At 59.8% G+C, this 12905-nt stretch carries 13 protein-coding genes; 9 read left to right on the forward strand and 4 right to left on the reverse strand.

Annotation, left to right across the window (positions count from 1 at the left end; genetic code table 11):
• Positions 1-470 precede the first annotated feature (470 nt).
• Positions 471-791 carry a helix-turn-helix domain-containing protein gene (locus tag C8K18_RS16055; protein ID WP_107708265.1) on the reverse strand — a complete coding sequence of 107 codons (321 nt, stop codon included), beginning with the start codon at positions 789-791 and terminating at the stop codon, positions 471-473.
• 447 nt (positions 792-1238) lie between these two features.
• On the opposite strand from C8K18_RS16055, the gene C8K18_RS16060 reads away from it, so the two are divergent.
• The 5 genes from C8K18_RS16060 to C8K18_RS16085 all read left to right on the forward strand — a co-directional run bounded on the left by C8K18_RS16060 (position 1239) and on the right by C8K18_RS16085 (position 5949).
• Positions 1239-1733 (forward strand): hypothetical protein, encoded by a 495-nt coding sequence (locus tag C8K18_RS16060; protein ID WP_107708267.1) that lies wholly within the window; start codon positions 1239-1241, stop codon positions 1731-1733.
• On the forward strand, positions 1726-2181 hold the full coding sequence (locus C8K18_RS16065) for a hypothetical protein (protein ID WP_107708269.1): 456 nt from the start codon (positions 1726-1728) through the stop codon (positions 2179-2181). Before C8K18_RS16060 ends, C8K18_RS16065 begins: the two co-directional genes overlap by 8 nt.
• Before the next feature lie 1370 nt (positions 2182-3551).
• Positions 3552-3794: an AlpA family transcriptional regulator gene (locus C8K18_RS16075; RefSeq protein ID WP_107708273.1), complete on the forward strand. Its 243-nt coding sequence runs from the start codon at positions 3552-3554 to the stop codon at positions 3792-3794.
• Between the two features lie 1072 nt (positions 3795-4866).
• Positions 4867-5259, forward strand: a complete 393-nt coding sequence (locus C8K18_RS16080) for a hypothetical protein (protein WP_244230986.1) — start codon at positions 4867-4869, stop codon at positions 5257-5259.
• Between the two features lie 309 nt (positions 5260-5568).
• Entirely contained in the window at positions 5569-5949 is a 381-nt protein-coding gene (locus C8K18_RS16085; RefSeq protein ID WP_181324911.1) for a hypothetical protein, read from the forward strand.
• Between the two features lie 289 nt (positions 5950-6238).
• On the opposite strand, the gene C8K18_RS16090 is transcribed toward C8K18_RS16085, so the two are convergent.
• The 3 genes from C8K18_RS16090 to C8K18_RS16100 all read right to left on the reverse strand — a co-directional run bounded on the left by C8K18_RS16090 (position 6239) and on the right by C8K18_RS16100 (position 9582).
• A complete protein-coding gene (locus C8K18_RS16090; RefSeq protein WP_107708275.1) occupies positions 6239-7258 on the reverse strand; it encodes an aldo/keto reductase in 1020 nt (339 codons plus the stop codon).
• Positions 7259-7339: 81 nt separating this feature from the next.
• Positions 7340-8206 (reverse strand): NmrA family NAD(P)-binding protein, encoded by an 867-nt coding sequence (locus C8K18_RS16095; RefSeq protein ID WP_053858245.1) that lies wholly within the window; start codon positions 8204-8206, stop codon positions 7340-7342.
• Between the two features lie 62 nt (positions 8207-8268).
• Entirely contained in the window at positions 8269-9582 is a 1314-nt protein-coding gene (locus C8K18_RS16100) for a serine hydrolase (protein WP_107708276.1), read from the reverse strand.
• A gap of 288 nt (positions 9583-9870) precedes the next feature.
• On the opposite strand from C8K18_RS16100, the gene C8K18_RS16105 reads away from it, so the two are divergent.
• The 4 genes from C8K18_RS16105 to C8K18_RS16125 all read left to right on the forward strand — a co-directional run bounded on the left by C8K18_RS16105 (position 9871) and on the right by C8K18_RS16125 (position 12890).
• Positions 9871-10803, forward strand: a complete 933-nt coding sequence (locus C8K18_RS16105) for a LysR family transcriptional regulator (protein ID WP_029969346.1) — start codon at positions 9871-9873, stop codon at positions 10801-10803.
• 324 nt (positions 10804-11127) lie between these two features.
• The gene (locus tag C8K18_RS16115; RefSeq protein ID WP_053858247.1) at positions 11128-11448 is read left to right on the forward strand and encodes a hypothetical protein; all 321 of its coding nucleotides are present in this window, start codon (positions 11128-11130) and stop codon (positions 11446-11448) included.
• A gap of 114 nt (positions 11449-11562) precedes the next feature.
• Complete coding sequence (locus C8K18_RS33315) at positions 11563-11721, forward strand: hypothetical protein (RefSeq protein ID WP_161966568.1); 159 nt, start codon at positions 11563-11565, stop codon at positions 11719-11721.
• A gap of 137 nt (positions 11722-11858) precedes the next feature.
• Positions 11859-12890: an acetamidase/formamidase family protein gene (locus tag C8K18_RS16125; protein WP_107708278.1), complete on the forward strand. Its 1032-nt coding sequence runs from the start codon at positions 11859-11861 to the stop codon at positions 12888-12890.
• Positions 12891-12905 lie beyond the last annotated feature (15 nt).

Below are 12905 nucleotides of genomic sequence, written 5' to 3' on the forward strand. Positions count from 1 at the left end.
ACCGGTTGAATCCGCAAGAACAACTTGAGCCAATTCCCGTACGTACCCAGAACTTCCACCGCGTTCCGGGTACTCGAGTGGCCTAAAAGTGGCACTATTCTCGAAGCCAAAGAAAAAGGCCTCACAAGCGATGCTTGTAAGGCGTTGATTCTTTGGTCGGGGCGAGAGGATTTGAACCTCCGACCACCTGCACCCCATGCAGAGTGACTGGCCGCCTGAATTGCGGGCGCTTGTAGTCGAGTTCCTGCATATCTACCGCACATCAACGCTGCTTTGTCGCAGACAGGCGCCGCAATGTGATGTATCCACGATCGCGGTGACTCCACTTCCTAGAATTCGCTCGGGGGCGATCTGCAGTAGACGGACCGGGTGGGGCCTGTCGACCCATCGCGATATATAGGACGGCTCTCAGGCCTTAGCCGACGTTCGCATGTCCGCTGGTCGCATGCGCCGAAATTCGTGTCACAGAATCATTTTTCCATCGGTCCGGCAAACGCCTCGACGAGCACAACCAACGCATCGCGCTTGCGACCGTCCAACTCGCGGAACCCCGCAACGATCCGTTGCTCGTCGCTGCTCTCAAGCCGGGCGCCCCTCTCCCCTGTGAGCAGGTACCAGACGTCCACCCCTGCCCCAGCGAGCGCACTCAAATAATCGGAGTTCGGCCGCCGCATGCCTTTTTCATACTGGAACTGGGCATGTTGTTTAACGCCGCCCAAGGCCGCGAACTCCGACTGGTTCAGGCCTAGTCTCGCTCGCTCTTCCTTGAGCCGCTCCCCGAAAACATCCATTTGACAGATTTTCCTCTTGACAATGTGTCATTTGAACCTACAATTACCGTCATTATCGTTCAATTGATAGAAATGAACGACTGGCCATCTGGTTTCCGCCTCGCGGACGACACCTCCCCTGCTGCAGGTGCTCGACGTGCACAGCGAGCAATACGCTTCCATGTGACGGATCACTGCGACTGCGGCAAAACCGGCTGGCGATGGCGGTCAGACCGGCGATGCGACCGGCGTGTTCACTGTGTTCCGCAACGCGGTGCCTGTCCGCGCGGCAAACGACCATTTGCATGGCACTCAGCACGACGAATACCGGACCGTCGCGCTGAAGGTGAATTGCAGGGATATGCGCGATCGTTGCGATATCAGGCCTTCGCGCATCTTGCTCCCCGACCGTCGCCTGTGTCAGGCGCCTATGGTATCGCAGTGCAGGCAAATCCGGCCTGCGTTCCCATGACCGATTCCCAGGAGGCGATGATGTCATTGCATTACGACAAACGTAGCGCATTCGGCTACGAAATCCGCGGAGCCCTCCCAGTACGCGCGGATTTCCGCCGAACCCACGGCGATGAGTTGGTGGGCAACCTCCCCGATCCTTCCACCGCGTATTTTGCAACGGACAGCGTCACGCAGACCTGCCTCATAAGCGTGCGCTGCGCCTATCCCGATAGTCCCGAAGTCGAAGACGCACTTGTACGCTTCGCCCAGAGGTGGGCCGCCGCCGGTGCCATCTTCTATCGCCAGTGCATGGGCGAAATGTCTTTCTTCCCGCTCGGCCTGCCAGCCCATGTCAAGCTGCTCGCCGAACTGGATAGCGAGCGCATCCGGCACGCTGCCGAAGACGAGCGCACACGGTTCGTTCGCTCCCGGATACAGGACCAACTGCACGAAGCGGCCCACGACAAGCCACTACTTTCTTCAACAGAGACGGGAGTTGACCATGCCTGAAAAGTTCCGCTATGCCCTGACCGGCGCCATGCCCGTGTCGGATGAGTTCGAACCCGACGACATTGAAACCGTGCGTCGGCACCTCAAGGGAATTGCCGAAGTCTATCTTGCCCACGACAGTATCGCGCAGACTGTCTCACTGCGGATCGGCGGAATCCTCGCCTACGAAGACATCGGCTTCATCGAGCGCCGTATCGAACGATTTGCCGAGCGCTACAGCCCGGTGGGCGCGATCCTGTTGACCGAGTGCAATGACATCACCGGACGACTTCTCGTCGGCCACAACTGGGACGTGCAATGTCTCATCACGCTCGGTGCCACGAAAGAAGCACTCGAAAAGCTCACGGACCCGAAGTTTGAGTTCCTGGTGCGACTCGAACAGCCGGAGGGAAACCCGCCGCAACCCAGACCTGTTATCCGATGCGAGGCCATCGATGCCCACGAGTAGGCCACAATCGCGGTTTCGCCTGGGAAAAGTCCCCAAACCATCGAAGTTTTATGGGTGTGCGTTCAACCTTATTGGTTCGCGATCCATGCGGACATCACCGTTCCGACTGTTACACCTGTCCTCCTAATGTTCGGAGTGCACGGATTGAACTGCACTTGCCAGACTCGCCATCAGGGCAGTGGGACGCCATACGTTCGACCACGAGTCATCCGAGATGACGAAAGGAAACGTAGCGCGATAGCGGCCCATCCGCCCGCAGGTCCCTGCGGCCGGTTCCGTGAACGTCGCGCGTCGGGATCGTTGCAAGATGCAACAGGCAGTACCTAATGCATCGCGTTCTTGTACGGTCCTTTGGTCGCGCTACTATGCCCGCCTGTTGCTCTTCAGTCTTTTCTTTCCGCTGTTTTTCGCCATGAAACACCGCGCGACGCTGCTCGCCTTGCCAGTCCACCTGCAGGTCGTCCTTGTCCTCAATACGCTCTTGTATCCCTACTCGCGCTTTTGTCTGTGATAGCGTGACCGGGTACATCATCAGCGACACCGTTATCATCTTTCCCTCGCCCGCGTGTGCGATCTTTGGGTCTTCACCATGCTTTTCTGGCGGTGCTTCGCGATTCTTGTCGCCCCAGTCGAGCTGGTCTGGCTGTATCTCCGTAATGGCTGACGAGCCTGCCGTGTGCGAGCGCCTGTCAGGTCAAAAAAGGTTCTTCGCGAATTTCCCGGGAAGGAGTCAGATCTCGTCCCCCAAAACAACATACATGGCTGCTTAGAACGGCCATTCCGACGCCGGCTCGCACCGTGGCTTATCGAACAATGGTAAGCGCGCAATAGCCGACCTGACTTGGGCTGTGCGACCCGCTGTTCGTCAGTCTGTGGAAGTGATGGGACGCGAAGGTAACAGCGCGACGTAATCGTTCACGTTCTGTACACACGGCAGTGCCTGAACAGCGCGACGAGGTATCCATACGGCTCGATGCTGTTTGTTTTAACCGCTGGACAATCGTCGCTGATAGCGTTCTGATAGTGGAGTACCAGGTGGTGTTGCCCGACGAACAACTGACTTCGGACGCATCGCACCGTTCGCTGCAAGAACCTCTGACCAGCGACGTCTACAGCGCGGCAAGAGAGAAGTCGTGACTTGTGAAGAGCGCGCATGTCTTGCGTCCGCCGATTATTGCGCATCATTGTGATCGACACCTGTGCACCTGGCGCCGTCATTTCGCTGAGTGGCAACGTCCGGCCGGACGTAGCGCTTTTATCGACGGGATCTCCCGTCGATAAGACGGGTTTGGCAGATGGTCCAAATGACTGCTTGAATGCCCTCCTGTACCGGTCACGTTCGTGCCGGATGACTTGTTGGAGCGTGCATCATGTTTGCGGAAGAGAAAGAATCACTCGCCATTCTGCGCCGTTCGCAGGTGGAGGCGAAGACAGGCTTGTCGCGCTCGACGATCTACAAGCGCATGCGGGATGGCACCTTTCCGTCTGCGATCCCGCTCGGTGGACGGATGGTCGGTTGGCGCGTCGCGGACATCGATCAGTTTCTGAAGAATCCTGCGCGCTATCGGGCGCCTGTCAAGCTCCGCTCAGACGACGCAGACGTCTCGTCATGACCGGCACTCCCGCTCATGCGCGCTGATATCGACGGAAAACCGGGGATTGGCGCGCAGTGGGTCAGTCGCCAAACCAACGGTATCGTCGCCGTTGCCGTAAAGAACGCGCTAGCCAGAGCCCATGCCGTTCTCCCGTCGGACATGCGATCCGCTCCGGATGACGATACGTCTTACGTTGGTCGCCGTACAAAGCGCAACGTTCGTATCACGCTGTCCGGAGAGCATCCCCCCGCCGCAGGACAGGTGATGTGGCCAATCATGCCGGAGCTGTAGACGTCAGGCGGTTCATCGTTCCCTGTGTGAACTGCGTGGCGTTGTCGCGCGATCGGAATGGACAACGTTTCGAGTGCGGACATTGATGTCAGCCGCTATCCTTGAAACCGATGTCAGCTCATCAAAGAGTCGCGCACGCAGGGGGAACGACTGTGCCTTCGGCAAGGTGTCTTTGCTGACGACATTAAGAAGAGGCTCTTCACCGCAGAAATGCCCGGAAGCTCGGTGTCCACCCGACCACCCAAGGCACGAAAACACTTCCCAGCGACGCCCTATAGGCAGACCGCTTCTGCCAGCGAGCAATCGGAGTCGCAGCAGCGTTCCTGCCAATCGCCGACAGTTCACGACCGACATGGAGCAAACAGTGCTTCGCCTTCAGGAGTCGGCGGAAACCGCACCACTTGCCGGCAGCGGAGTTCCAACCCGTTTTTACAAGGAGCCGATCCATCGCCAATGCTTGTCGGCGGCTCCAGCAGCTTGCGGTATTCGTCGAAACCCAGCTCTGGCACATTGAAGCGGACTCTTCTTAACAGGCTGAGCCAACTCAATTCGCTTGGTTACGTATACATATGCGTATACGTGTGGCCAAAAAATGCATAAATACATAGCAAATTCAATGAGTAATAACGTTTATTCGAGTCCTCTCCTGGCACCAACAGTTGTTCCGGCTTGGTTTTAGCTCAAGCCGCAGTAGTTCGAGAAACCCCGTAAGGTTAAAAACTTTACGGGGTTTTTTGTTTTTGCAGGTCTCGGGCGTTGCACCGACATCGGTGATTTTTTGCGTTTAGACGCAATCGGGATGTTGGACCATGCTGGTCAGACGACAACAAAACCTGACTGCTCCGCTATCGACGACCGAATACGGGCGGACGAAACCTACCGGAAAGCGGAGTTTGTCGTGCGCGAGTACCTGACTTACGCACTCCGCAACAAGCCCATCTCGACGCTTGCCACATCTGAGGTCAAGCCCGTATTCGAAGCGATTGCCTCTCATGCGCCTAACCTCGCGACCAAGGCACGGCAGTATGTCGGTGGCATCGTGACGTACGCCGTCAAGAACGGACTGCACGCAGATGGCGCCCCCTTGATACCGACATACGCCGCTTTTTCACGGCCTCCGGGCTTCGTCCACTGCGCCAACGAGTTTTCGAAACCGGTAGGCGCACGCATCGTACTTTTCCTTCATGGCTAACTACGCGCGTCTGATACGCCGAAAGCCGGTGCACGCGCTGAAAAACGAATAGTGCAGTACCTGGACGCTAAAGACCTGTCGTCCATAGCCGATATTCAGTCACCGCGCGACCGTACAACGTGGGTAAGTCCTGGCAAATACGCCGACTCCACCGCAAGCCTTTGACCCGGATTTTCCGCCGGCCCCACATCCCTAAACTGGAAACTATCAATGCGTCTCGTCCCGATTTCAGCCATCTGCGTCGTCCTTCTCTCAGCGTGTGCGGGAACTCCGACCACGAATCCACTACCTGCCGACCGCGGACACGAAGTGGCCACGGTGCTCACTGCCGGTGTAAGCGATCTGCAGATCGATGCAGGATCGTTCGACATTTCTGCCGAAGCGAAGCAGGAAGTCGTCGGGGCATTCCGTGCCGAGTTGACGAAGATCGGTGTGCCCGTCGCTGCGTCCGGTGCGCCGGTCGTTCTTCACGTCACGGAATTCAAGACGCGGCCCGCCGCGGCACGAATCATGTTTGGTGCACTGTCCGGCAGCGACCACATCAAGGGAACGGTGACGGTCGCGGGAGCCACGTTTGAGGTGGCCGACACAGGCGTCACCATGATGGGCGGCCTGGGTGTCGTCGCGAGAAACGTGGGCAAGCAAACGGCAGACGGCGTAGGACAACTCGCCGGTGTGGCCACCCGATAGCAGGCGGAACATTCGCGCGCGGTCAGCGCATCCGCAGACCGCGCATAACCGTTGAAGAGACGATGAGAAGGAAGCCATCACCGGACATGTGCGATGCGCAAACCGAATCTTCGGTCGATGCGGCGATGCTTCGACGGGCGCTCGCTCCGGGGAACGTCCCCCACAGTCTCATGAGGCCGCAGTCGCCCCCTTCCGGTCGGCCAGCCGCAGACTTCGAGCGGCGGCTATTCGAGGATGAGCTGCCGCACACGGCCACAGGCACTCCCCATTCAACCGCCTCCCCCGCCACTCATCCGCAGATGCGGTCGCGGTCATGAAAGCGTTGCATCCAGTAGGGAAAGGGAACCGACGGCTCAGATACTTTATCGAGCCGGGCACACTGTTCGGCGGTTAATGCGAGATTCTGTGCGTCGAGGTTGGCTGCGAGTTGCTCGCACGTGCGGGCTCCGACGATGACAGAAGTGATCGGCTCGCGCGCAAGCAACCAGCCTAACGAGACTTGAGCCGGCGTGGCCGCCAGTTCGCCGGCGACTTCACGCAATACTGCGAGGATCGGCTCCGCCCTGACTAGATCGACCGGCGGAAAGTCGAGTTTCGCACGCCGCCCGGCAGCTTCGCCATTCTGCGCGTACTTGCCGCTCAGGTAGCCACCTGCGAGCGGACTCCAGACCAGAAGGCCCATTTTGTTTGACGCGGCAACCGGCATGATTTCGTGTTCGATATCGCGGCTCGTCAGCGAATAGTGCACCTGATTGCTCACGACATGAGCCCGATCGGTACGGGACGTTATGCCGACGGCTCGTTCGAGATCGGCTGCACTGAAATTGCACACGCCAATGTGACGGACCTTGCCTTGGGTGACGAGATCGTCCAGCACACGAAGCGTCTCGTCGAGCGGAACGAGCGCGTCACGGTCATGCAACTGGAACAGGTCGATGTGATCGCGACCGAGTCTCTTCAGGCTTGTCTCGACCGAGCGCATGATGTGCGAGCGGCCCAGTCCCACTTCGTTCTGGCCCGTGCCGGTGCGTAACCGAACCTTGGTCGCGACGAGCATTCGATCTTCGTCCAGCCCCAGCGCTTTCAGCACATGGCCAACGACCTCCTCTGAGCGGCCCTGCGAATAGGCGTCCGCCGTGTCGATCAGATTGACGCCACGCTCCACGGCCATCGCGACGAGCCGGGCGGCCTGATCGCTTTTCAAGCCGGCAATATTGCCCCAGATGCCCGAGCCGGCACCGAAAGTCATTGCGCCCAGGCTCAGCCGTGAAACGCGTAGACCAGTTCTGCCAAGCGTGCTGTATTCCATCGTGTATTCCTTGTTTGAACGAAAACCTGATGCATCGGTAGAGCAAGGCCCTGAGTCCACGCGCCGCGCTATCGGCTCTGGTCAGGTTCGACGCGACACAAGCTCGCCCAGAACGGTCTCCAGTTCGACGTGGCCGCGCAAGATTCCATCGGAACTGTTTTCGAAATCGATCCAGCCTTCGTTGAAGCCGTCCAGCATGCGCATGCGCGGTAGAGGATGCTTCATGCCCTGCGTGCGGAACAGCGCTTCCCACGTCTGCCTTTCGACGACTTCTGCACGTACCTGACGACGCAACACGCCGGCGAAAGCCGCTGCGAGATCGTTAGGACTGACCCGGCGTGGACCTTCAAGCTCGACGACGCGCACCCCGCGCCACGTCTGCTGCAGCAGTTCCGCAGCAACGCGGCCTACGTCCGCGGTGGCGACCATCGGCACCGGCTTGTCGAGCGGCTGCAGGTAACTGGCGATGACGCCATCGTCGCTTGCAGACGCAACATCCCATGCGGCGTTCTCCATGAACCAGCCAGGCCGAAGGAACGTCACGGGCATCGGCATCTCGCGCAGCGCCTGCTCCATCAGCGTGCGTTGAGTGAGCAGGTTGACTTCGTCGGCCTGTGCGCCGATCGTCGAGAGGCAAACAACCTTGTCGGGCCGTGCCTTCAGTAGTGCTGCGGACACAGCGTCAATCACTGTGCGCGCTTCCGGAAACCCGGGCTCCGGATCGAACTCCGAAGGCGGCAGGATGAAAACGCCCGTCGCGCCTTCGAACGCGGCGGCGAGTGACGAAGCGTCTTCCATGAAAGCCGTCGCGATCTCGCAACCTCGTTCTGCCCACGCCTGTGCCCGCGTCGCATCGCGCACGACTGCGCGCACCGGCTGACCAGCAGCCAGAAGTTCGCGGGCCAGTGCGCCGCCCACCTTGCCGGTGATTCCTGTGATTGCATACATTGCTCGTTCTCCTGTGTGGATATATCGGGTGACGCAGCGTCGACGTGCCGACGGCCAATCGCTCACGCGCGACGCAAACCGTCGTAAAACGCCTGCTCGAACTGTCCGTAGAGATTCACTACGCGCGCATCGTAGAAGGGCAGCATCTGCGTAAAGAGTGATCCGGCGACACGCTTGACCGGATCCACCCAGAAGTAGGTGTTCAACAATCCGGCCCAACTCACGCTGCCTGCGCTTCGTCCGTGGGGTCCTTGCTCTGTATTGATGTCGAACGACAGCCCCCACTTGTGCGCGGCGCCCGGAAACTGATCGAAGCTGTTCGACCACGACGGCTGCGCCGTCCTCATTTCCGTGACCTGCAGATCGCCAATGTGATTGCGGAACATCGTCGCGACGGTGTCGCCGCGTAGCACGCGTTCGCCGCGATACGTGCCGCCGTTCAACAGCATCTGCAGAAACGCCATGTAGTCGCGCGGCGTGCTGAAGAGCCCGCCTCCGCCCATGAAAAATTCGGGGCGCTGGTTGATCTCGAACGGCTCGGGCGCGAGTGAGCCGTCCGCCTGACGCCTGTGCATGGTGGCGACGCGCTGCTTCTGCTTGCTGCCGATGAGAAAGCCCGTGTTGCGCATGCCCAGCGGATCGAAGATGTGCTCGCGGAAGTAGACTTCCAGCGACTGATCGGTCACGGCCTCGACCAGTTTGCCGACCCAGTCCATGCTGATGCCGTACTCCCAGCGCTCGCCCGGCTCGAACTCCAGCGGCGCCGCGAATGCACCGTTCATCGAATAGCCGATGTCCGCCATGCCCGTTACCTTCTCGTACCGGCTGAGCTCGTCGCTCCAGATGCTGTACGTGAAGCCGGAGGTATGCGTGAGGAGATGGCGCACCGTGATCGCATTGCGCGCAGGACGCAGCCTGGGCTGCCCGGAGACGTCGAATCCGTCGAGGATTTGAGGCGACTTCAACTGCGGCAGGATGTCGCCCGCAGGTTGATCCAACCGCAGTCGGCCCTGTTCGATGAGCTGCATGCACGCGGTTGCGGTGATCGCCTTTGTCATCGACAGGAGCCAGAAGACTGTGTCAGGACTAATGGCCTCGCCAGTGCGGGCGTTCGCCCGGCCACACGCTCCCTCGTAAACCAGTCCGCGGTCGGTTGCGCCCATGGCGACAACAGCGGCAACCGTGCCGTCGTCCACCGCCCGTTGCAAGCATTGATCGATCGAACTGTAGGCCGGGTGATGCGCCAGCGCGGCGTCGCCACGAGCGCGCTGCGATACTGCCCGCGCGTCGCGGCTCGCGACGCCACCAAGTGTCGCGAGAGCCAGCAGGCTCGACGCTCCCTTCAGAAGACGGCGACGATCTGTTTGAACTGCCATTTTTCGTTTCTTCCCGAATGAGTGAATGAAGCGCGGCATCGCAGTGCATCAGTGATTGGCGAAAAACGCGCGCTGTGAGCGGTTCCCGTTGAGGCGTCCAGCGGATGTCTCGGTGAGACGTATTCTGGACAAGCACCAAACAAAACAAAATGACATGGATGTCATCAGATAAGTGACAATGAGTCACCTATTTGGCATGATCAACGGAGACTCCGAACTGCTGCGCGGCGCAGCGTTCGCTTTCACCTGGTCGATCGCGCTGCGCCACGCGCATTAACTCGAGTAACCATGAGATCCAGTAGCGAGAAGCTTTCCGGCAGCATTAGCGTGTTCGCCGCCGTAGTGGATGCGGGAACGTTTGTGGCCGCTTCGGAGGTGATAGGAATGACGCCGCCGGGCGTCAGCCGGGCGATTGCGCGGCTGGAAAAAAGGTTGAACATCCGGCTCTTCAGCCGGACAACGCGCTCCGTCTCCCTGACTGAAGAGGGCCGCCGCTTTTACGAGCAGGTCATGCCCCATCTCGCCGGATTGGAAGAAGCAGCGGCCGCTGCGGCAGGTGGCGCGTCCGCTGTGCGTGGAAAGCTGAGAATCAATCTGGATCCTGTCGTCTACCGGACCATTCTCGGGCAACAACTCGATGCGTTCATGGACGCACACCCCGAACTCGAAATCGAGTTCATCGCGCGAGACAGTCTTGGCGACCTCGTCATGGACGGCTTCGACCTCGCCGTGCGATTCGGCGAACCCAAAGCGTCTACCCTGATCGCGAGAAAGCTGCTCGACACCCGCATCGTGACGGTCGCGGCGCCCTCGTACATTGCTCGCTGGGGACGGCCGTCAAGACCCGAGGACCTCAAAGGCCGAAGCCACCGATGCCTTGAATTTCGCAACCCGGAGACAGGCAAGCCGTTCCAGTGGGAATTTCATCGCAAGCGAAAACGCATTGTGGTCGACACTCAGGGACGACTCACGGTCAACGACCCGGGCGCTTTGCTCAACGCATGTCTCGCCGGTTCCGGAATTGCGCAGATGTTGCTGCTCGGCGCCGAGCCCCTGATTGCCGACGGCCGGTTAATCAATCTCTTTCCCGAATGGGTAGACGAACGGTATCCGTTATACGTCTACTACGCATCCCGGCACCACGTGCCGGCAAAGACCCGCGCTTTTCTTGACTTCGTGATCGAGCTGACGCGCAATCACGCGCGCCTCGGCACGCGCTAGCGCCGTTGCGGGGTACATCGGCACGAATGTCTATAGCCGGACCTCGTCAAAACCTGGCAGCGCCCCGTCCGTTGAGCAGGTCATGCGGGAGTTCGGCAGTCTCTATGACGCGTATGACGCAGTCGGGCACGTGCCGAAGCTCGCCCCGAGCGCTCTGCAAACAGGCATGCAGAAAGGAAGTCTGGTCCTGGGGCATTCACCGTTGTCTGTCGCCACGGACAGACGTTCCACCGCGCGGCGTCCGGCACGTGGATTGCTGCATACGTAATAAGAATGCGGCCGACGGCTGCATCCCTATTCTCTCTGACTAAGGAGGCAGAAATCATGAGCAAGGCAACGAGCGCGTTACTCGCGGCTGTCGCCGCACTCACGCTGTCCGGCGGCGCCTACGCCCAGGCCGCCGGTGGCTCCAGCGGTAACGGTTCGACAGGCAGCACGGCTAGCCCCGCAAACCAGGTGAATAGTGCAACGGGCGGCTACGGCACACCGGGCACCACCAATTCGGACAGCGGCATGTCGGGGCATCCCAATTCGGGGCTGCCGAGCAGCGTCAATAGCGATTCGACTTCCGGCGCTACCGCACCCGTGGGTGGCAACAACACCTTGGCGACGCCGAGTGTGAAGTCGCCGACATCGGGTAAGTAGAAGCAATTTAGTTGACTATCGGTGGCGATGAAGCCACCGTCGGGACCCGCTGTCGCGGTCTGGCACGAAATGAGACTGTTGCCCGCGCGACAGCGGGCAGCCCCCCGCGTCGTCGTGAAATTCCCCCATTTCGCATCGAAGGCGGCGGTCGATGATCTGTTACTCCTCAAGCTCGATCCTTCCTACCGCAGCGAACTGCTGCGCCGTTGCGGCGCAAAGGCGCCTATCGAACTGCCGCTGCGCGCGCGTTCGCTGAAGTCGCTACTGAAGTAAGTCAGGGCCGGTAGACGTGATTCGCTCATGCACAAGCTTTTGTGCGCAGCCGCCCAAGTCGTTGCATTTTGTCGCCCGTACGATCTGCCATCGGTAGCGCCGCACCGACCGCATACTCTTACGGAGCCAAGCCAAGCATGCTTCACGAACTGCCAGCCATTACACGGAATGTCCACTGGGGCTACTTTGACGCGGCGCTAGCGCCCGCACTGATCGTCGAGAGCGGCGACTTCGTGCGCGCCGAAGCAATCACGCATCATGCGGGCGACGCGCCGGACCTGATGATGGACGACACGGTGCGGGCGCTTTACGACACGATTCCGGAATCTGACCGGCAACCTGGTGTGCATCTTATGACGGGGCCGATCTTCGTGAGAGACGCAAGACCCGGCGACCTGCTCGAGGTGCGTTACCTGCAAATGAACCCGCGCTTCAATTACGGCTCGAATCTCGCCGCGCACTGGGGTCATCTGTTTACCGACTTCGACAAAGAGCGCGTCACGATCTATGAACTCGATCAGACGTCCAATACGGCTCACGCATTGTATGCATACGACTACCCGGGAAAATATCTGGTGCCGGGCAAACGATCGGAGGTCCGGGACTGCTGCCGCGAACTCGCGCTCGAAGGCATTCGTGTGCCGGTGCGCCCTCACCTGGGCACTGCAGGCGTCGCGCCCGACGTGGCTGGCCGCGTGAGCACCGTGCCTCCCGGCGCGCATGGCGGCAATATCGATAACTGGCGCATCGGCGCTGGATCCACCATGTATTACCCGGTCGCGGTGGACGGCGGTCTCTTCTCGATTGGCGATCCTCATGTATCGCAAGGCGATGGCGAGATTAGCGGCACCGCAATTGAGGCCTCGCTCAATGTGATGTTCCAGATCGTGCTGCGGCGGGACTTTACATTTCCTTCACCGCTGCTGGAGACACCGGATTACTGGATCGTCCACGGTTTCGATGAAGATCTGAATATCGCAACCAGAAACGCTTCACGCGACATGTTGCTTCTGCTTACCGAACGGCAAGGCTTATCACGCGACGACGCCTATTCGCTGATGAGCGTTGCGGCCGATTTCTCCGTGACGCAGGTGGTCGATGGCTGTCAGGGCATTCACTGCAAAATCCCCCGCAGCATTTTTCCTCCGAAGAAACAACCTCGCGCGTGAGCTGTGCGTGCGCGC

Origin of the sequence: Paraburkholderia sp. GV068 (genome assembly GCF_003058125.1) — a bacterium.
GTDB lineage: Bacteria > Pseudomonadota > Gammaproteobacteria > Burkholderiales > Burkholderiaceae > Paraburkholderia > Paraburkholderia graminis.

What these genes read in the sequence shown, in the direction of transcription:
- C8K18_RS16095 (WP_053858245.1), bottom strand. Translation starts at nt 8,206, where the DNA reads ATGTATGCAATCACAGGAATCACCGGCAAGGTGGGCGGCGCACTGGCC.
- C8K18_RS16065 (WP_107708269.1), top strand. Translation starts at nt 1,726, where the DNA reads ATGCCTGAAAAGTTCCGCTATGCCCTGACCGGCGCCATGCCCGTGTCG.
- C8K18_RS16060 (WP_107708267.1), top strand. Translation starts at nt 1,239, where the DNA reads ATGACCGATTCCCAGGAGGCGATGATGTCATTGCATTACGACAAACGT.
- C8K18_RS16080 (WP_244230986.1), top strand. Translation starts at nt 4,867, where the DNA reads ATGTTGGACCATGCTGGTCAGACGACAACAAAACCTGACTGCTCCGCT.
- C8K18_RS16055 (WP_107708265.1), bottom strand. Translation starts at nt 791, where the DNA reads ATGGATGTTTTCGGGGAGCGGCTCAAGGAAGAGCGAGCGAGACTAGGC.
- C8K18_RS16090 (WP_107708275.1), bottom strand. Translation starts at nt 7,258, where the DNA reads ATGGAATACAGCACGCTTGGCAGAACTGGTCTACGCGTTTCACGGCTG.
- C8K18_RS16100 (WP_107708276.1), bottom strand. Translation starts at nt 9,582, where the DNA reads ATGGCAGTTCAAACAGATCGTCGCCGTCTTCTGAAGGGAGCGTCGAGC.
- C8K18_RS16115 (WP_053858247.1), top strand. Translation starts at nt 11,128, where the DNA reads ATGAGCAAGGCAACGAGCGCGTTACTCGCGGCTGTCGCCGCACTCACG.
- C8K18_RS16105 (WP_029969346.1), top strand. Translation starts at nt 9,871, where the DNA reads ATGAGATCCAGTAGCGAGAAGCTTTCCGGCAGCATTAGCGTGTTCGCC.
- C8K18_RS16125 (WP_107708278.1), top strand. Translation starts at nt 11,859, where the DNA reads ATGCTTCACGAACTGCCAGCCATTACACGGAATGTCCACTGGGGCTAC.
- C8K18_RS16075 (WP_107708273.1), top strand. Translation starts at nt 3,552, where the DNA reads ATGTTTGCGGAAGAGAAAGAATCACTCGCCATTCTGCGCCGTTCGCAG.